Source organism: Ancylobacter polymorphus (genome assembly GCF_022836935.1).
GTDB classification, from domain to species: domain Bacteria; phylum Pseudomonadota; class Alphaproteobacteria; order Rhizobiales; family Xanthobacteraceae; genus Ancylobacter; species Ancylobacter polymorphus_A.
Window position 1 is genome coordinate 22,957 of record NZ_CP083240.1, and the last position, 17,866, is coordinate 40,822.

At 64.4% G+C, this 17,866-nt stretch carries 16 protein-coding genes and 1 pseudogene; 5 read left to right on the top strand and 12 right to left on the bottom strand.

The genetic code is table 11. The features are described 5' to 3' along the window. Nucleotides 1-2 precede the first annotated feature (2 nt). From K9D25_RS21145 to K9D25_RS21180, 8 genes and pseudogenes are all read right to left on the bottom strand, one after another. Entirely contained in the window at nt 3-1,781 is a 1,779-nt protein-coding gene (locus K9D25_RS21145; RefSeq protein ID WP_244451076.1) for a hypothetical protein, read from the bottom strand. A gap of 37 nt (nt 1,782-1,818) precedes the next feature. Next, complete coding sequence (locus tag K9D25_RS21150) at nt 1,819-2,979, bottom strand: tyrosine-type recombinase/integrase (RefSeq protein ID WP_244451077.1); 1,161 nt, start codon at nt 2,977-2,979, stop codon at nt 1,819-1,821. A gap of 924 nt (nt 2,980-3,903) precedes the next feature. After that, the gene (locus K9D25_RS21155) at nt 3,904-4,197 is read right to left on the bottom strand and encodes a type II toxin-antitoxin system RelE/ParE family toxin (protein ID WP_244451078.1); all 294 of its coding nucleotides are present in this window, start codon (nt 4,195-4,197) and stop codon (nt 3,904-3,906) included. Continuing rightward, nucleotides 4,194-4,502 carry a type II toxin-antitoxin system RelB/DinJ family antitoxin gene (locus tag K9D25_RS21160; protein WP_244451079.1) on the bottom strand — a complete coding sequence of 103 codons (309 nt, stop codon included), beginning with the start codon at nt 4,500-4,502 and terminating at the stop codon, nt 4,194-4,196. Before K9D25_RS21160 ends, K9D25_RS21155 begins: the two co-directional genes overlap by 4 nt. A gap of 127 nt (nt 4,503-4,629) precedes the next feature. Then, nucleotides 4,630-5,556, bottom strand: coding sequence for an ArdC family protein (locus K9D25_RS21165; protein WP_244451080.1), 927 nt, complete (start codon nt 5,554-5,556; stop codon nt 4,630-4,632). A gap of 306 nt (nt 5,557-5,862) precedes the next feature. Continuing rightward, a complete protein-coding gene (locus K9D25_RS21170; RefSeq protein WP_244451081.1) occupies nt 5,863-6,450 on the bottom strand; it encodes a hypothetical protein in 588 nt (195 codons plus the stop codon). Nucleotides 6,451-6,939: 489 nt separating this feature from the next. After that, entirely contained in the window at nt 6,940-7,269 is a 330-nt protein-coding gene (locus K9D25_RS21175; RefSeq protein WP_244451082.1) for a hypothetical protein, read from the bottom strand. Beyond that, nucleotides 7,266-7,502: pseudogene (locus K9D25_RS21180) on the bottom strand (DUF7007 domain-containing protein); the annotation flags it as partial. The pseudogene K9D25_RS21180 and the gene K9D25_RS21175, both read right to left, overlap by 4 nt. A 60-nt stretch (nt 7,503-7,562) precedes the next feature. On the opposite strand from K9D25_RS21180, the gene K9D25_RS21185 reads away from it, so the two are divergent. The 4 genes from K9D25_RS21185 (at nt 7,563) to K9D25_RS21200 (ending at nt 13,634) form a co-directional block, all read left to right on the top strand. Beyond that, nucleotides 7,563-8,000, top strand: coding sequence for a hypothetical protein (locus tag K9D25_RS21185; RefSeq protein WP_244451083.1), 438 nt, complete (start codon nt 7,563-7,565; stop codon nt 7,998-8,000). A 288-nt stretch (nt 8,001-8,288) separates the two neighbouring features. Then, nucleotides 8,289-8,807: a helix-turn-helix domain-containing protein gene (locus K9D25_RS21190; protein WP_244451084.1), complete on the top strand. Its 519-nt coding sequence runs from the start codon at nt 8,289-8,291 to the stop codon at nt 8,805-8,807. 93 nt (nt 8,808-8,900) lie between these two features. Continuing rightward, nucleotides 8,901-9,620, top strand: a complete 720-nt coding sequence (locus tag K9D25_RS21195) for a hypothetical protein (protein WP_244451085.1) — start codon at nt 8,901-8,903, stop codon at nt 9,618-9,620. Between the two features lie 9 nt (nt 9,621-9,629). After that, nucleotides 9,630-13,634 carry a PIN domain-containing protein gene (locus tag K9D25_RS21200; protein ID WP_244451086.1) on the top strand — a complete coding sequence of 1,335 codons (4,005 nt, stop codon included), beginning with the start codon at nt 9,630-9,632 and terminating at the stop codon, nt 13,632-13,634. A gap of 211 nt (nt 13,635-13,845) precedes the next feature. On the opposite strand, the gene K9D25_RS21205 is transcribed toward K9D25_RS21200, so the two are convergent. From K9D25_RS21205 to K9D25_RS21220, 4 genes are all read right to left on the bottom strand, one after another. Continuing rightward, complete coding sequence (locus K9D25_RS21205; protein ID WP_244451087.1) at nt 13,846-14,310, bottom strand: hypothetical protein; 465 nt, start codon at nt 14,308-14,310, stop codon at nt 13,846-13,848. Between the two features lie 362 nt (nt 14,311-14,672). Further along, nucleotides 14,673-15,221 (bottom strand): cytochrome b, encoded by a 549-nt coding sequence (locus K9D25_RS21210; RefSeq protein ID WP_244451088.1) that lies wholly within the window; start codon nt 15,219-15,221, stop codon nt 14,673-14,675. 98 nt (nt 15,222-15,319) lie between these two features. After that, on the bottom strand, nt 15,320-16,015 hold the full coding sequence (gene scpB / locus K9D25_RS21215; RefSeq protein ID WP_244451089.1) for an SMC-Scp complex subunit ScpB: 696 nt from the start codon (nt 16,013-16,015) through the stop codon (nt 15,320-15,322). Between the two features lie 2 nt (nt 16,016-16,017). Next, the gene (locus tag K9D25_RS21220; protein ID WP_244451090.1) at nt 16,018-16,971 is read right to left on the bottom strand and encodes a DUF1403 family protein; all 954 of its coding nucleotides are present in this window, start codon (nt 16,969-16,971) and stop codon (nt 16,018-16,020) included. A 269-nt stretch (nt 16,972-17,240) separates the two neighbouring features. Between K9D25_RS21220 and K9D25_RS21225 the strand changes: the two genes are divergently transcribed. Then, complete coding sequence (locus K9D25_RS21225; RefSeq protein WP_035227952.1) at nt 17,241-17,846, top strand: recombinase family protein; 606 nt, start codon at nt 17,241-17,243, stop codon at nt 17,844-17,846. Nucleotides 17,847-17,866: the final 20 nt, after the last annotated feature.

Sequence of the window (17,866 nt, forward strand, 5' to 3'; positions counted from 1 at the left end):
GATCACTCCAGCTCCGGCAGGGCCGGCATGCTGGCAGCGAGCGTGCGTGCGGCCTCATGCATATCCGAGGGGAAATCCGGGAGGATGTCCTGGGTGAGAATACGCCATGATGGTGCGTAGAGGAGGTTCCAGCGCCGTGGATCGAGCCGGTTGCGGGCCTGCTCGAACCGATCGATGGCAGCAAGAATGCGCGCGAGATGCTCCCGATCGACCGGGATGACCAGGCCGGGGCACGCGAGGCATCCGCCGAAGCGCGGGCACAGGCGTTCAGTGCCATCCCGACCAGGAACGACAGGTGCAAGGCAATCGTGGCCGAAGAGAACGGTGGCGCGAGCCTCGCCAGAGACCGGCGCCGGCTCGCTGTCAGGCCCGCGCACCCAGGCGATCATCAGGTCTTGCAGGCGGGCTATCGTCTGGCGCTGGAGGCGCGTGGTCTCCTCGCTCTTGAGATAGGTCTCGGTCGTGGCAGCGCTGGCATGGTTCAGGATCGATTGCGCTGCGAGAACATCGCCGCCGGACGCGCGGTAATGCTCGGTCGCCACGGTTCCGCGAAACAGCGCGGGAGCAAATCCGGCGATCGGCTCACGGGGCTTGTCGGAATGGGTGGTGTTCCACGCCTCGATACGGCGGTTGGCGCGCTCTATGAATCTGAGGATGGCTCGCCGGAGAACCGAGTGTTCGATGACTTCGGTGCGGCTGCGCAGCGAGCGACGGATGGGTTCCTTATGAATGCTGCGCGTCAGGAAGAGCCGATCCTGCTCGCCGGGTGGCGCCGTCGCAACGATCGGTTCGGTCAAGGCCAGCATCATCTCGATCAGGTTCGGAGCGGCGTATCGCCGACGCCGATCGAAGGACCGGCGCTGCGCCTTCTGGAGCCGGGCTCCGGTCTTGGCCTTGTTCCAGTCGACGATGACGCGATGTTCGTCGAGCGGGTGGGGAACGAGGCAGTCGCGGCGGATATGGCGCAGCGGCTCCGGATTGGCGGCGGTCTGGATGGCGATCGCCAGAAAGAACGGCACCAGCGTGTCGGTGGTGATGTGGAAATATTGGGACATGGTGCGCGAACCGCCCCAGAACCTGACCAACGTGCTGGACTTGATGCCGTGCTCCTCCAGGACGGCAGTGTCTGGCATGAGGCCGCCTTCGATCCGGCTGATCCGCCATATCCATCGGTCGAGCCCTTGGCCGCGCAGCGTCTTCGGCGGAAGCTCGGGACGCTGCCTGACCTTCTGCCCATGTTGAAACCGCCCCCAAGCCTCGGCTATCTCCTCGTAGCAGGCGCGTAGGATCGCCTTGATCTGATCGGCGGGAAGCCGCCGCCGCGGCTGCTGGTGTGTCCTCCTGCCGGGAAACGGGTTCCAGGGAATCTCCAGGTCGCGCGCGAGACCGCCCGGCCGATTGCGCTGGCACCATATGAGCAAGGGCCGAAGGACATCGAAGGCGACGGCATGCGCGCCGCGTGGTGCACGTGATGCGCCTTCCTTCCTGAGCCAGAGCACGTAGCGGCCAAGGGCTGCGGTATCGAGATCGCTGGCTGTCTCGATCATGCCGTCGTCGGCGACGAAGCGGGCAAAGCGACGGGCAGCTCCCCAGGTCGTTCGACGCGTGGCCGGCTGCTGGCCGGCGCCGTACTCACGGAAGGCGTCAACCAGGAGCCGGCGCAGATCGGCAGGCAGGCCGGATAACTGACCGGGATCGAACCGCTGATCGGGCTTGCCCCACGCATCTACGAAAACGATCGTGTCGGTGCTCAACGCGGATACCGAGGTCTCCAGCCCCATCGCGGCAACCGGAAGCCGGCGGTCGATCGCACTCCTCCTACGCCCGGTCATGGGGCACCAGCTCGCCATAGAGATAGGCAAGGCTCTCGGCGAGCGTGTCGGCGTGAAGCTCGACACAGCGTAGATAGATGGCCGTCGACTGGATCGACACGTGACCCAACAGGACCTGCACGATCTTCAACGGGTTGAGGTCGGGCGCCGTCGTCGCCTGCTTCTGCAGGCGCACGAGCATCGTCATCGCGAAGGTGTGGCGCAGCCAATGCCCCGACCCGATAAGCCCTGCCGCGCGGAACGCCGTGCCGAACGCCGCAGAGAGTCTCGCTCGGGAAACAGGCTTGCCCTTGCTGTTGAGGAAAAGTGCCGCCGGCACCCGATAACCGGGTTGAGCCCTGCGCAGGCGCTTCACGAGAGCAGCGCGTTCCTCTCCGACATACCAGTGGGTGCGATCGATCAATCGCAAGGGCGGATAGACCGATCGCGGCCGGTCGCCCTTGGTGATGGTCAGCGGAATGCTCACGAGCGGAGCCTGATCGACATCGAGATGGGCGACCTCCGGCACCTGATGAAGCTGCAAGCCGCAAAGCTCCTTGCGGCGCATGCCGGTCGCCAATGCCCACTCGGCGATCAGGCCATAGGGCGGATCGAGATGCTGGAACAGGCATTGGAGTTGATCGACGCGAAGCGGACGCGGCAGCCGTTCGGCTTCCGAGATCGTCAGGACGTTCGCCATCACAACAGGCGGACGATGATCCAGATGCGCCAGCATGCCCTGTCGGCGCGCCGATCGCAGCGACACGTCGATATAGTCGAACGGCAGCGCGTCGATCAGCCTGCGCCGATGCGCCCATGAATAGAAGCGGCAGACCGTCCGGACGCGGTCGTTGACCGTCGAACGGGCATAGGGACGGCCCGTATGCGGGCTTGGCGCCGACAGCATCCTGTTGCGGTAAGCTGCGATCGTCCCCTCATTGGCGAGACGCCAATCCAGTTCGCTCTGTTCCAGCGTGTCGAACCAGTCATGAAGATGCTCGCTGTAGGTCCGCAGCGTCTCCGTCGCATGAGAGCGGCCGGGGATTGTGGAAAGCTCGAGCAGATAGCTGAAGGCCGGCTCGACGATCGACATCCGTGCGTCGAGCAAAATGGGAAATCCGTTCGGAATCCCGTCAACACCGGCGACCGCCCGCACGATCGAAACCATCCTGCTCTCCGGAGGCAAGGCACCCGGAGGCGCAAAAGGACATCGACATCGTCCAAGTGGTTACACCGTCGATGAAACTGACAAATGACAGCACCTGAAGAAAAGATAAGCGGAGCGCCTACGGCGCGAGTCTTCTCATAGATGCGAGGGGTTCCCCTCGTGCTCTCCCGTTCGCCACGTGGCAGGGGTGCAGGACTTGTCCTGCACCCCATGGAAAAGCTTGTGGCGTCGCCGCCGCGTCAAGTGCTGTCCTCGCTACGCTGCGGGAACACTTGACCCGGACGTCTGCGTGCCAGGATCACAAGACAGCGCGCTAAAGGACACTTCCGTGCACGCAACCTAAGCCGTTGGCGGTGGAGGTGAAGGTGCCGATGGTCGCCATGATGATACTCCGTTCCTGTTTCAGGGCCGCGCCCTCCGCGGCCTCGATGGCTGTCGACCAGACCGGTGACGATCGGACCGCACCTCGAAGAGGCTGAAACGTAGTGGAAGGCGGCCATTAGCGACTTTCTTGAACCGCGAGGAATGCGAACACAGTTCGCAGGGGAAGAAAGTCGCGCAAGGCCGTTGCGGGAAAACGATCGAGGCGTAGCCGCTCTCCGGTCAGACATGCCCCATCGAGCCCACAGAAGGGCTGGCCATTCGCAACAAGGGGAGGAGCCGTCTCAAGGCCCGCTCCATCGGCATCGTCCGCGAGCCCTTACAGAAGATGCAGACGGGTTGTCACTCCACGACCGTCAGGAGAGCCCAATGAGCGGCACGATAATCCGAAGAGCCTTCACGCACACAACTGTCCCCGATGTCGGGAGCATTTGTACGGCCGGGGAGCACTCCCTCACAGAAGGGCGTACCCCTGTTCATCGGCATGGCGACGATGCTGCCATGGCCTAGCGCGTTCAGCGTCGCTTTCGGGTGCGAGGCACCTCAACCCTCGGGCAAGCTCTCCGGCCACCGTTGCGCACCGTGCAGAACGCGAAGGATGCGGACCGTCGTTTTGGTCACGACATAGGCCGCGACATAAGGCGTGCCGGCAATCACCAGTTCGCGCGTCCCGTGGATCCTTCCGGGACGACCGCTTTCGGGAAACTCTCGCAGACGGCGCGCCGCAGCCGCAATCCGCTCATCGACTGAGGCCGCGGCGGCAGAACTATCCGCCTCAATATGAGAGAATATGCCGTCACGGTCGGAGAGCGCGTAAGCGGACCATACAAGCTTCACGTTGGGACGTCGCTCGCACGACGGCGCGCCGCCGCCCGCCGCTCCGCGAAATGTGCCTCGGCCTCATCGTCGGAGATATCGGGCCGGGTGTCGTTCAGCGCCTCCAATACCTTAGCCCGGAACCAGGCGTCATGCGCCTCGCTGTTTGCCACCAGTTCGAGCGGAAGCGCGCCCTCATTGGCGGTGCGGGTGAGCAGGATGCGCACGGCATCGGAAACCGTGAGCCCCATGCTTTCGAGCACGGCCGAGGCGCGATCCCGGATCTCGGCATCAATGCGGGTTTGAACGAGAGCATTCGCGGCCATGGGCGCCTCCTGTATCGCCCGAATGTAATGCAATTGAATGGCCGGCGCCAGCTTTCTACGCCTCATGCGCTTCCTCGCCTACGCTACAAGATCGGGGAAGGCTATCCGCCCTCCCCTAAAACTCTCATCAGGCAGCCTCCCGATCCTCGGAAGCCGCCGGCTGGAGGCCGTGCAGAAAGGCGACAGCGCGCTGCGCATGCGCGGCAGCCGCGAAGATCGCGCGCTTGTCATCCGCGAGAACTTTTAGCCAGGAGGCAAGATAGCTGGCGTGGTCGGGCCGAGGTTCCAGCTCCGGGACAATGCCGAGATCGGCGCAGAGGAAGCAGCTTCCGAGCTCGGCGATGAGCTCCTCGCGCGCGCGCTCGGTCTTGTCCTTGCCGTAACGGCTGAGGTCGCGATTGACGCGATGCACCGCCGCCGTCCAGTGCGTCGCCTCGTGGCTGAGGACGGCCGCATAGGACGCCGCATCGCGGAATGCCGCGAAGAGCGGCATCTGGATGTGATCGCTCGCCGGCGCATAGTAGGCCTTGTCGCCGCCGTGCCGGATGACGGCCCCAGTGTTGGCGAAGAAGCGATCCGCCTGCTCGATCCGCTCCACCGGATCACGCGCGGGCGGCAGCGCCACGTGGAAGCGTTCCGGAAGGCCGTCGATCTGCGCCACGTTGAAAACGGTATAGGCCCGCAGGAACGGAATCTCCCGATCGAACTCTTCACCGGCAGCATCGACATCGGTCTTGGTGAAGCGGCTCGCGAAGACGACCATGGAGCCCGTCTCGCCTTTGCGGACGGCACCGCCGAGCTCGATCGCCTGCTTAAAGGTCATCCAGGTCGGCGACGCGAAGCCGCGAGCCGTGGCTTCCGACCAGAGAAGCAGCACGTTCATGCCGCTATAGGGCTGACCATTGTGTCTCAGCGGTCTCGTCACCCGGTCCGCGGCGTTCGCCGCGCTCCAGGGCTGCATCCACGGCCGGACGCCTTTCTCAAGCTCCGCGAGGAGCTTCTCGGTGACGCGCGCATAGACGTCAACACGCTGCTCCTCTTCCTTGCCTCTCATTTCCCTGATCCTCCATGGTGGAGGTCGCGATCCTCGCGACCCCGTCACGGAGGTCCCCGGCCGGGGCACAGGAGCGGGCGCGCACCCGCAGGGCCGCAACGCCAGTGGAGGACGGCGAAGCCGTTGCGCGCTGATCCGCCCCCGGCAGGACCTGCGGCCGGGACGGGGTGCGGGGTTGCGTCTTCGTCGTTCGGCGACCGGTGCACGCCCCGACGAAAAAAGGGCCGGCTCCCGAAGGAGGCCGGTCCTGGTGGCGATTGAGGTGATAGGCGAGGGGTTGCGGGGCCGAGGCCCCGCCACGGTGGCTCAGCCGAAGGCGGACATCTGCAGTGCGGCCGCCTTGCGATCGACGGATGCGCCGGGATTGTCGAGCGGGCGCTCGAAGGGCTTCCAGGTCTCTCCGACGACGTGCTTGTAGGCCGCAACGGCGCCTTCGGCCGCCATTCGAAGAGCGTGCGCCTGGAGCCCCATGTCGGCCGCGAACTCGCGCTTTCGCTGTGCGGCGGATTCGAACCCGACCGGACCGTCGAAGTCCTCGTCGCGGCTGTCATTGGCGGCCTTGGCCGTCGCGTCGCGGGCTTCGGTCACAGCGCGGGAGTAGAACTGCCCGGCGCCGTGGGCGGATCCGACATAGGAGCCAACGATGCGCTGGAGATGGATCTGCATCGCCCGTTCGCCGAGGCCTTCGCTGAGGCTTGCCGACGTCTCGACGATGAAGCGCTCATGGATCTCTCGGATGCCGTCGCTGTCGAGGAGTGGGAGCCCGAAGCTTTCGGAAATCCGCAGCGCCTGGGCGGCGTCGGGGCAGGCGAGGCGGACCATTTCAAGCGTGGTGCCCTTGCGGAGCGGGACGACGCGGGCGGTCTGTCGGGCGGGTTGAGCTGGCTTGGCCATGGACTGTTCCTTTCGGCTATCCCGAGGCCCCGGATCGGCCCTGCCGTCCTTCCCTCGGGTGCGGTCAAACAAAACTGGCGTCCGGCGAACGCCTCAGGGTCCGGGACCGCCAAAGCGAGCGGGGGCGGTCTGCGGCCAAGCGGGGCGGCAGCCCTGCGCGGGACACGGGCTGTCCCTGCCGAGCGCGGCGGTCCCGGCCGCAACGCGGCGCGCCAGCGGCCTTGAGGCGGTCGCCAGCCGGTTTAGACCGCGCCAAACCCGAGGGGAGGTCGGCAGGGTTGGTGCCGCAATCGTCAGATGCCGATGGACACCTCCTCGGTCATGCCAAGCGGCGCCGGAACCCCGCCGGTCCATCCTGCAGCACCTGAGCCGAAATTGAACCAATGCCGCGAACCACAGGTGGAATACACGAGCCGCAGCTGCGCCCCAATGACATGGCATCCTTGAGATGGCCTGCCGCCCTCATTCGCCGCGCCGACACGTGCGAGACTAGGCGGCGTGATCGTGTGGCAGAGAACATCGTGCTCGCAGCGCCTCGATCGCTCGGTCCTGCCGCGCCAGCTTTCGGGAAAGTGCGTCAATCTCCGGCTGCCGCTCGGCCGTGATGGCTGCCAGGTGCGAACGATAGCGTTCGAGGAATCCCCCCGGATCGTGGCCATCGCTGCGTCTATAGGCGGGTCGTCTCGGCTGGAGCTGAGGGATCATCGCCGTCATGCGACGAGTGATCTGCCGGTCAATAACGTCGAGCTGCTTCTGGATTTGCCGACGCGACGCCTCCAGGCGGAAGAGCCGTGCGGACGGGTCGGCGATGGAGGTCATGGCGCCGGCCTCCCTCGCAGCGAGAGGAAGCTCGACGGGCCGTCATAGGTGCTATGCCGCGCCTCATCGACGACGAAGCCGAAGGGGCCGCTCTTGTATTCCTCGGACGGAACCAGGAACCGGCGTTCCTGCGTGCCCGTGCCGCGGCTGCCGCCGCGCGTCGCGACAACTTCGACGAACCCCTTCTTGTCGGTGGACGTGATGGCCGAGATCACAATCCAGTCGTTGGCGTGCGTGACCTGATGCTGTCGGCCCGTATCCCGACTCCAACCGACGATGAGCGCAGACATCTCGTGGTCGAGCTCAAGCGGCCACTGCAGCCCCTTAACGAGGACGTGCTCGGCCAGATAAGAAAATATGCCAAAGCTGTCGCACTGGACGTGCGGTTCAAGCATAGCAATGTCGAATGGGACTTCGTCGCCATTTCAAATAACTTCACGCCCGATGCGGAACTCGAAGCGCGGATGGCCGGCAAGCCGCGCGGTCTCATCATGGAGCTGGACGATCCGATCCGGATCCGAGTCTGGGCAAAGACTTGGGGCCAGATCATTCAGGAAGCCGAAGGTCGGCTCACTTTCTACAAGCGGCGCCTCGAATATCAGGCCAGCGACGAGGAGGCGCTGGCCTATCTCCGTGCGATCGACGCCGCCTATCTCAGCGAAGCGGTAAAGGCCCGCATCGCCGAGCTGGATGGCGGTGAAGCGGCCGATGAGCCAAAAGCTATAGGCTGAGCCGGAGCCTGGTGAGTGAACAAAAACCGAAGCTGAACAAATGTGGCTTCGCGGGTTCACGCCTAATCCACCGGACATCCATGACTGGGAGCGAGGCGTTACTCGTTTATCCCGCATCGCACTTCGTCCGAATTGAACGATGCGTCTTTCTTTAGGAGACGCTCTTGTCGCCAGCCCTACGGACGCATATGTCTGGTGGGTGGCGTCATAAATGTCCGCTTGCGGTCTATTGCGGATCGCCGTAACCGGCTGCATTTGTTGACTTCACCAGTCAACGGGAAAACTAACATGACCACGGAAGTCGAACAATCATCCGAAGGAGAATCTTCGCCCACCTCCAAGGCGACGAAGAAAGCCTCGGCCGAGAAATGGGGCCAGTCCGTCATGGATCTGGGCTTTTGCGTCGTGCCGTCTCTTCTGCTGCGTGCGCAGCGTCGGCTGAACCTCAATCCGACCCAACTCGCGGTGCTCCTGCAGCTCTGCGACTTCTGGTGGGACAAGGAACGCAAGCCGTTTCCGAGCAAGGAAACCCTGTCGCAGCGGCTCAGCCTGAGCGAACGCCAGATCCAGCGCTATATCGCCGAGCTCGAGAAGGAGGGACTGGTCCAACGGATCGAAAGGCGCGCCAGCAATGGCGGCAAGCTCAGCAACACCTACGATCTCACCGGGCTGGTGAAGAAGCTGCAAGCACTCGAGCCGGATTTCCGGGAAGCGGAGGAGACCGCCAGGGCGGCGCGCAAGGCGGTCGCCAAGCGCGGCTTCAAATCCGCGAAAGCCTCGGCTGCGTCCAAGGAGGCGGCGGCATGATCGGCGAATTGTGCGGAAGAGGAGGCTCTGGAAAAGCTGAGCCCCGGGTGCATGCCAACGGCAGAGGCGATCCCAGGGCTTACGGGAGGCAATATGGGTAACCCCGGGGCAGTAGTCAAGAACGCCTTCTCCTATACCGACGCCATCATCGACGCCCTGGAGACATCGTTGTCGCCGGAGCGCATGGCAACCTATGTCACTCGTGCGGGCGGGGATCGTGAGAAAGCAGTCCGTCTCTATAGCTGGAACACAGCGGTGAGTGCAGCCTTCTATGGCCCGCTGCAGGGGCTGGAAATCGCATTGCGCAACGCGATGCATCGTGCCCTCGCCGCGCGCTACGGCGCCGATTGGTATGACAATCCGGCCGCTAGTCTTGATGCCGGCACACTGTCGAGAATCTCCGCCTCCCGTGCGGATCTGCGGCGGGACGGCTATCCCGACGATCCGCCTCACATGGTGGCGGCGCTGTCCTTCGGATTCTGGGTCGCCCTGCTCGGACCAGGCGGACGGCTGCCGGGTTATGGCAAGGCCAACTACGACATGACCATCTGGCGGGCCGGTGTTTTCAGGGCCTTTCCGCATGCGCGATTGAGCCGCAAGGCAGCCCATGCGCCGCTCGACTATCTGCGCACCTTCCGCAACAGGATCGCGCATCATGAGCCGATCTTCGACCGCCACCTTGCGGCGGACTATGCCTCGCTCCTGCAGGTCGCCGGCTGGATCAGTGCCGAGACGCGGGCCTGGATCGAGCACCACAGCCGCGTGCCGGCGGTGCTAGCGCAGTCGCCCGACGATGCCGGCCTCTTGTTCTAATGGTCGCCGATGTCGCTGCTCGCCGCCACCCAGATCCCCAAGCCCGCCGACGAGCAGGCGTTCGAGCGCGCGTCCGTCGTGTTGTGGCGCGGGCTTCTCAACGATCCCGCCGTCCAGCGCAACGGACGGCGTGGCCAACGCCAGAATGGCGTAGACCTCTTCGGCATTCGCGATGGCGATGCGGACCGGCATGTCGGCATCCAGTGCAAGCTGAAGAGCGAGGGGCACGCCCTCTCGGAAGATGAGGTGCGCGGCGAGGTCAAGAAGGCGCTGACCTTCAAGCCGCTGCTCAAGGAATACTACGTCACCACCACGGCGCCCGACGACGTCGCGATGCAGGAACTGGCGCGTGAGATCACGCAGGAGCTTGCGGCGGCCGGTACGCCGATGCGCGTGTTCGTGTGGGGATGGAACACGCTGGAGGAGCGGATCAGCGAGGACGGATCGGCCCGCAAGGCCTTCGATCCGACCGCAACGCTCTTCAGTGAAGAGATTCTCGCCGAGACCCGATCGATTGCCGCCGGTCAGGGCGAGATGCGCGAGGATCTTGCCGCCGGTCTCACCGGCTTGAGGTCGATGCTCGCCGAGGTGAGCGGCCGGCTTGCCAATCCGCCCGGCGACAGCACCATCGGGGTGAACGCGGTCGAAGCGTATCTCGATGCCGAGATCGACGAGTTCCGCGAGCTAAACAACAGTGGCAAGACACAGACGGCCTTGCCTCTCCTAGAGCGCTTGCTGGCCCGGGTCGGCGACTCGGCCTCGGGGCGTATACTGTTTCGCATCAAAGCGAATATCGGCAATTGTCTCCTGGCGCTCGGCAGAGACGACGAAGCCGCCGCCCTGTTGCTCGAGGCATATGACCATGCGCCCGATGAGCCGAAGGCGATCGCCAACAAGGCCTTCGGTCAGCTTCTCCGCGGCGAATGGCAAGAACTGCTGGCATTCGGGAGGAACCAGCTCGAGGCTGATCCCTCTAACGAATGGCTTGCGGGCTATCTCGTCCAGGCGGCCCGGTTCGACGAGGCGGTGACCGATCCGCTTGAACTCATTCCGGAGCAGCTCCGCCGAACCGCCGCCGTGCAGGTTGGCTGGGTCGACTTCATCAGGCGCCGCGGCAAGCCAGGTGAGTGGTGGGAGCCCGCGCACCAGGTGCTCGCGGCGCACCCGCTCGAACTTCATGCCGTGCAATTTGCGGCCGAGGCCGATCTCGACGAGATCGTTACTGGCGATCGCTTTCAGCGGCAGCGGATTCTGTCCGAGCCCGATCGGCTGCGGCTGGAGTCAGCCACCGCTGCGCTCAAATCCCAATGGGATCGGGCGAGGATCACAGACGGTCCCTTGCGACCGGAGGACGCCGCGCTCTGTGGCAACGCCATCGTCGGAATGGCCGCACTCGAGAGGTTCTCCGAAGCCACAGATATCGCCCGCCAGGGCCTTGCCCTTGCACCGGACGATCATGATCTCCTCGTTCGCGCAACCACGGTCGCCATCGAGGCCGGCGACGAAACCCTCGCGGCGGAGCTACTTCCCAGGCTGCCTGCGACCCGTGACAGCGTCGTGCTGAAGTTCCGTTATCACGCGGCGCGGGCCGACTGGCCGGAGGTCGTCGCGTTGTTCGAGAACAGTGCATCGCTGATCCCCTCCACCGAGGAACCGATCATCACGGCCACGGCAAGGCTCGCAGCGATTAGGATCGCAGTCGATGATCCGGACGAGCGCCGGCGACAGATAGCAGTCGTTGCCGCTGATGCGACCCGCGATCCGCGCGCCAGCATCGTCGTGGCCGACTTCGCGCGTCGGGAGGACATGGAGGATATTGCCGACGCCGCCTTCCAAGCAGCTCTGAAGCAGATCGACGATGACAGTCATGCGGCCGATCGGCTGATGGTGGCGCATCACGCGAACCGCCGCGGAGACGACGCGATTGTCATCGATTTGCTCTCTGGCAGAGTTGCGGAGGACCACGACAGCGACGAGCTCCGAATGCTGGCACGGGCGTTCGTTAACGACAGCCCGATCCGCCAGCGTGCCCTCGCCTTCTTTGCCCGGCTGCCCGCGAGGGTGCGGGAGATCTCCTATTACCTACATGCCGAAGGGCTGCTGCACTTCAATCGTGGCGCACTCAGCGAAGCGGAAACCGCATTGCGCAAGGCAGTGGCGGCTGATCCCGATCTCGACAATTACATCGCCCTGTTTTCCGTACTCCACCGTCTCGATCGCGGCGATGAAATAAGGGCGCTCGTCGATGGCATCGATCTGGCGACGGTCAAAGGCACACCGGCCCAGAAGATGTTCCTGGCCCAGGTGATGCGAAAAACCGGTGAGGGGCCAAAGGCGCTTCGATATGCCTACTCGGTCCTTCAATCGGCGCGCAACGATCAGAAAGCAGTCCTTCGCTATTTCGGGCTAATCATGATGGATCCCGATGAGGGGCTGATCCCGCCCACGGAGTCCGTCGGCGTCGACACCTGGGTCCGTATCGAGAGTGACCGGCATGAGCGTCACGCCTTTCTCATCGAGGAGGGAGCGGACCGTCCGGCCGATGATGTCCTCAGTCCGACCCATCCGATGGCGGCAGCCGCTCTCGGCCTACGGGTGGGCGATGAATTCGAGATGCCCCTGGCATTCGGCGGCACCCGGCGGTGGCGCGTCGCCGAGATCAAGCACAAATATCTCCACGCGCTTCACGACGTCATGGAGAATTTCGAAAATCGGTTTCCGGACGCCGAGGGCTTCTACACGATCACCATGCAGGAGGGTGATATCCAGCCGGCGCTGGAGCAGGTCCGCCGCGTTGCGGAAGGTAATCGCAGTCATGCCGACCTCTACCTGAAGAACAACTGTCCCATCAGCTTCGTCGTGGGCAAGGGTGGTCGTGATACGATCCGCTTCGTCGAGTACATCCGCTTTCTCGATTTCGACCTCCGTACCTGTCTGGGCACGGAGACCGAGCGTCTATCCGCGCGGGGGGCGCTCCAGGCGTATCGGCAGGCCGGAGCGGTGCTCGACGCCTACACCGCCTGGACGGTGTCCACGATGGATGCCTTCGACGTGCTTCAATCCGTGTTCGGTACCCTGATCGTCCCGCAAACCGTGATCGACGAGATCAAGACACTCCGGGACGAGCAGGAAACCACAACCAGGCCGTCGATGACGATGACTTGGCACAACGGCCATTACATCCGTCAGGAGCACACGGCGCAGGACATCGCCGCGCGGCGCGACTACATCATTGAGCAGCTCACGCGGATCGAAGCCGCCTGCGAGGTCCGCCCCGTCCTCGCCCCGGATGACCCAACCGACATCGCCGTTCTGATCAACCAGTCGTTCGGCAGCCATGTGCTCGATGCTGCCAACTTGGCGGGTTCGAAGCATCTCCTCGTCTGCGAGGACATGCATTATCGCCGGTTCGCCGAAGCGGCCTGCTCTGCGAAGGGTGTTTGGCTGCAGGCGGTTTTCTCGCTCGCGCACGAGACCGGCATGATTGATGCGCGCCGCTACATCGATCTCGTGGTGAAGCTTGCCTGGCGACGGCACGGCCACCTGTCACTCAACGCGGGCACGATGCTTGCGGTCCTTCGTGAGGACGACGAACGGGGGTTGGAGAACTTCAAGGCGGTCGCGAATTTCATCGGGACCAGGAATGCTGAACTTCGGTCGCATATCGAGGTGGCGACCGAGTTCATGAACCAGCTTTGGCATGAGACCGACCGCTTCGATCTGCGCTGCATGCAGGCGACTGGCGCCCTTCTGGAGCGGATCATTCGTTTCAGAACCGAGGATTGGGCGCTTGTCCTCGCATTCCTGAAACGACGTTGTTCGCCTGATGTGCGTCAATACATCGATGGCTGGATTACCGGTCACTTCCTTCCGGCCGGTGAGGTCACAGCTGCTATGCGCGAGATTGAGGATGTAGCAAGACGTCTGCGGATGGGGCCTTCCGCGCGCTTGAACGTTCCCGCTAGTCGGCCGCCGCGCGAAGCAACGAAAGGTGGGAAGAAGCGAAGCGTATGAATCTCAGATGAGAGCTTGCGCAATGCCACATAGAGGCGCCAGCGGCCGGCCGGGATGAGGTCCTTCCCAGGTCCTCGCGAGCCACATAGCCCGTCTCGCGGAGTGTCAGAGTGTCTGTCCACGGCTCGCGCATCATGGTCGGTATCGCCGCCGTAGCGATCATAAGGCCGATAGTCTTCCCTCAGCACCTGTTTCCTCGTCCACCAACGAGTTAATCATCGAGCTCGGTGACGTCCGTCTTCGATGTCTGCTCCACCGGTTGGGGAACGCCCAGCGCGCTGACACCGCCGACGAAGGTCTTGCCTCTCCCCCAAAGCCGCTCGGGGTACTGAGTGTGCATGAGCCAATGTTCCAGGGCGTCATAGATCGACGACAATTCGGCGTCGGCCTTCCGCAGCTGGCGAACCACGTCTGCTTCGCGGCGCTTATCGACGTGTCGGCCGAGCGCCGGGACCACTTTCGGAGCCCAGGCCCCGGTCTCCAGGTCGAACAGGGTAAGGCCGAAGGGCGTGTGCGCCGCTACATTGCGCGCGCCCGCGACCTTCTCGAGCCGCTTGAAGATCTTCTTCAGTTCGTCGGTCGGGCCAGGAGCGAGCTTCATCGCCTCCGCGAGGCCGAGTAGCACCTTCCGCTGGCCTGAGTCCGAGGCGTAGCTGAAGAAGAGCGTCTCGGCCATCGGTGACCCGAGGCCGGTTATGTGCGTGAACACTCGGAGCAGCTGGTGGGTGTTGCGCGACCAGGCCAGCATGACTTGCCCAACCAGCTCAGCGTGAACCTGCCATTCTGCCTCACCTATCATCGGCGCCCTCGCTGTATCATCATCCAATGGCACCTACGTCAGCATCGCAGCGCGGCAACTCGAGCTCTGGCCCATGCCCCATCTGGCGCATAGGGTCGGTGTCTCTCTTTCAGATGGACTGAGCGTTAGCGTTTATGCCCGAGGCATCCGCATCCCCATAATCCATCCCAAAATGGGGATGCATTGATGCACTGACAACGTGCCGACGGCGCCAATCCAGACCAAGTTGCGTAGCACCTCTATGGTGGCCACATGCGGCCGAGCACGCCGTCCTTCAGCACGAAACGATGCGCTAGCGCCGCGCCGGCGTGGACGAGGATCAATCCGCCGAGCGTCAGCCCGAGAACGTTATGCATCGTCCAGAGCACATCGGAGACCGCCTCGTTCTTCCCGGTGACAGCCGGCAGGGTCACCGACCAGAACACGTTCATCGGCTCGCCATAGGCATTGGTGCCAATCCATCCGATCACCGGCATGGCGAAGAGAATGACGTAGAGAACAATATGCACGCTCTCCGCCAGCAGCCGCTGAGAGGGCGGGATCGACGCTGGCAGAGGCGGCGGCTTATGCGTCAGGCGATAGCCAAGGCGGACAACGACCAGCCCCAGCACCACGATGCCCAGCGACTTGTGCAGATTGAACAGCCAGTCCTGGAAGGCGTCCCAGGGCAGGTAGTTCACGGCGATGCCGAGCGGCACCATCGTGATCACGATGGCCGCCATGATCCAGTGCAGCCGGCGTGCTGGTCGTCGGTAGCGGGGCGGTTTGGGCGCGATCGGATCCGGCATCTGGCTCACTCCATTACCGACATAGGACCGCTATAATGATCAGCATCGCGGACGGGTACAGCCCCACCGGAGGGCGGCTTTCAATGGGGCCGAGTCCCTCAGATCTCCTCGTCGGCCTCAACCTGGTCCTCGAGGTCGTCGTCGTCCATATCGCCCGCCATCAGCCCGAGCGGGATATCCCCCGCCAGCAGCATGTCTTTGCTGAGCAGGCCGGTATCCTCGAGCGCCTCCATGTCGGGCAGGTCGCGCAGCGTGTCGAAGCCGAAATGCGACAGGAACTCCTTCGTCGTCACATAGGTGTAGGGCGCGCCAGGCTGCGGCGAGCGCGGCCCGGCGGCGATGAAGCCAAGCCGGCGCAAATGACCGATGGTGTCGCGGCTGATCTCCCGGCCGAAGAACTGGCTGAGCTCGCCGCGGGTGATCGGCTGGAAGTAGCCGATGCACAGCAGCACCAGTGCCTCGGACTGCGACAGCGGTTTGGTCTCGGTGGTGCCGAGACCGGTGGCCACCTGGATCGCCTCGGCAAAGCTCTTGCGGGTGCGGTGCTGCCAGCCGCCGGCGACCGCCACCAGCTCATAGGGCCGGCCGCGCAGCTCGGCGCGGATGTCGTCGATCAGATGATCGAGGCTGCAGTCGCGACCGACCACCTTGGCCAGCACCTCGCGGGTGACCGGCTCGCTTGAGGCGAAGATCACCGCCTCGACCCGGCCCATCCATTCGCGCCAACGCAGCTCCGGCGGCAGGGCGCTGAGCTCGGCATCGAAGCTCACCGGGGTTTTGGTGCGCCGGGCCATCCTCACAGCCCATAAAGCTTGAAGCTGGCGCGGCCGGTGAGCTCGCGCACTGCCCCCAGCACCTCGAGCCGCTCGAACAGCCGCCGCGCGCCCCAGCGCGAGAGCTTTGGGGTTGCCAGCGTGCCCGGCACCGCATCATCGTCGAGCAGAAGGGCGATCGCCTCCCCTGCCCCCTTGGCGCGCAGTTTTGGCGCCACCGCCTGCAGCCGGGCGGCGCGCGGGGCGATCTCGGCGGCATAGCGCAAGGCGCGCGCCGAGGCCTGCGCCATGGCGAGGCAGAGCGCGGCCTCGAAGCCGTCGTCACCCGGACGAAGCCGCCCTCCCCGGCCGGCGCCACGGAAGGCGGCGCCATGCGCCTCGACCATCAATAGCGGCACCGGCAGCGCCCAGCGCAGGCGCAGCGCCAACGCCTGATCGGCCAGCCACCAGCCGAGCAGTCCGGCGCTCGGCGCCACTGTGGCGACGGCACGCAGCACCGCCGCGGCAACAAGCGGCGCCGCCCGCCCCTCACTGAGGTGACGGTCGATCTCTTCCGGCAGAGCGGCCAGCTGCGGGCTCCAGCCGAGGCCGAGCAGGCCGCAGGTCGATTGAAGGATCGTCGCATCGATCGTCGCGGAGCGCTCGGCGAGGCGCCGCCAAGCGGCCAGCAGCCGGCCGGCGGGACCGGGATCACCATCGGCGGGACGCAGCATCCAGGCGTCGCGCAGGGCGGCTTCGTCCTCGGCACGACCGGCGTGGCGCGCCGCGGCGGCGGCACAGGTGAGCGCCAGCCGGGCGCGCCAGGCGCCAGCCCAGGGCGGGTCGGTGCGCACCAGATTGTCGAGTGAATTCAACGCCGCGCCGGCGAGGAAGGCCGCCTCCGCCGGATGGGCGACCGGGCCGCGCGGCAGCGCCCAACCGGGGATGGTTGGCACGGCTATGGGGACCGAAGGGGGCGGAATCAGCGCGGCATCCATGGCAGAAGCCTATCTGGCCCTGTCGGCTCGAAGCTGGGATTTTGGCCAAGTTGAAGAACGAACCTAGAACGCCAGTTATCGGCAGGGCAATCTGCATGCGACCATGGGGTCGCTTGGTCTTGTGTCCGCAAGAGGATCGGTCAACGGACACGCTTTCCGCTCCATCTCGAAAAGCCGAAAACCCTTGCTGCGCCTGATAAGCGTTTGTCTCATATGAATGGTACTATATTTCTTGCATTGAAGGAGCCCCTTACGTTACAGATTCGGGCATGATGAACGCTCTCATCGGCTACGCCCGCTGCTCGACCGATAAGCAGGACCTCGCGGCACAGAAAGACGCCTTGCTGAAGCTCGGCGTGGCTGCTGATCGCATTTACACCGATCGCGGCTTTACCGGCACAAACCGGGCCAGGCCGGGCCTGGATCAGGCGCTCGCGGCGGTGCGCAGCGGCGACACACTGGTGGTGCCCAAGCTCGACCGGCTTGCCCGCTCCGTGCCGGACGCCCGAGCAATAGGGGATGAACTTTCAGGTCGGGGAGTCAAATTGCAGATCGGGGGGAGCGTCCATGATCCAACCGATCCGATGGGCAAGCTGTTTTTCAACATCCTCGCCACCTTTGCTGAATTCGAGGCCGACCTCATCAAAATGCGAACGCGCGAGGGCATGGCGGTCGCGCGCGCCAAGGGAAAGCTGCGGGGCAAAAAGCCGAAGCTTTCCGATCGTCAGCAGAAGGAGTTACGCCGCATGTACGACACTGGCGACTATTCGATCAGCGACCTTGCCGAGGTTTTCTCGATCTCACGACCGACTGTGTATCGGACGCTCATGCGTCATGCTTCGGCGAATGGGGTTCGTGATCAGGCGCAGTGCTAAGCTGGATGATTGGGCTTCGT

Coding starts and splice junctions, on each gene's coding strand:
- K9D25_RS21145 (WP_244451076.1), bottom strand. CDS start 1,781: ATGGGGCTGGAGACCTCGGTATCCGCGTTGAGCACCGACACGATCGTT.
- K9D25_RS21150 (WP_244451077.1), bottom strand. CDS start 2,979: ATGGTTTCGATCGTGCGGGCGGTCGCCGGTGTTGACGGGATTCCGAAC.
- K9D25_RS21160 (WP_244451079.1), bottom strand. CDS start 4,502: ATGGCCGCGAATGCTCTCGTTCAAACCCGCATTGATGCCGAGATCCGG.
- K9D25_RS21165 (WP_244451080.1), bottom strand. CDS start 5,556: ATGAGAGGCAAGGAAGAGGAGCAGCGTGTTGACGTCTATGCGCGCGTC.
- K9D25_RS21170 (WP_244451081.1), bottom strand. CDS start 6,450: ATGGCCAAGCCAGCTCAACCCGCCCGACAGACCGCCCGCGTCGTCCCG.
- K9D25_RS21175 (WP_244451082.1), bottom strand. CDS start 7,269: ATGACCTCCATCGCCGACCCGTCCGCACGGCTCTTCCGCCTGGAGGCG.
- K9D25_RS21190 (WP_244451084.1), top strand. CDS start 8,289: ATGACCACGGAAGTCGAACAATCATCCGAAGGAGAATCTTCGCCCACC.
- K9D25_RS21195 (WP_244451085.1), top strand. CDS start 8,901: ATGGGTAACCCCGGGGCAGTAGTCAAGAACGCCTTCTCCTATACCGAC.
- K9D25_RS21200 (WP_244451086.1), top strand. CDS start 9,630: ATGTCGCTGCTCGCCGCCACCCAGATCCCCAAGCCCGCCGACGAGCAG.
- K9D25_RS21205 (WP_244451087.1), bottom strand. CDS start 14,310: ATGGCCGAGACGCTCTTCTTCAGCTACGCCTCGGACTCAGGCCAGCGG.
- K9D25_RS21210 (WP_244451088.1), bottom strand. CDS start 15,221: ATGCCGGATCCGATCGCGCCCAAACCGCCCCGCTACCGACGACCAGCA.
- scpB (WP_244451089.1), bottom strand. CDS start 16,015: ATGGCCCGGCGCACCAAAACCCCGGTGAGCTTCGATGCCGAGCTCAGC.
- K9D25_RS21220 (WP_244451090.1), bottom strand. CDS start 16,971: ATGGATGCCGCGCTGATTCCGCCCCCTTCGGTCCCCATAGCCGTGCCA.
- K9D25_RS21225 (WP_035227952.1), top strand. CDS start 17,241: ATGATGAACGCTCTCATCGGCTACGCCCGCTGCTCGACCGATAAGCAG.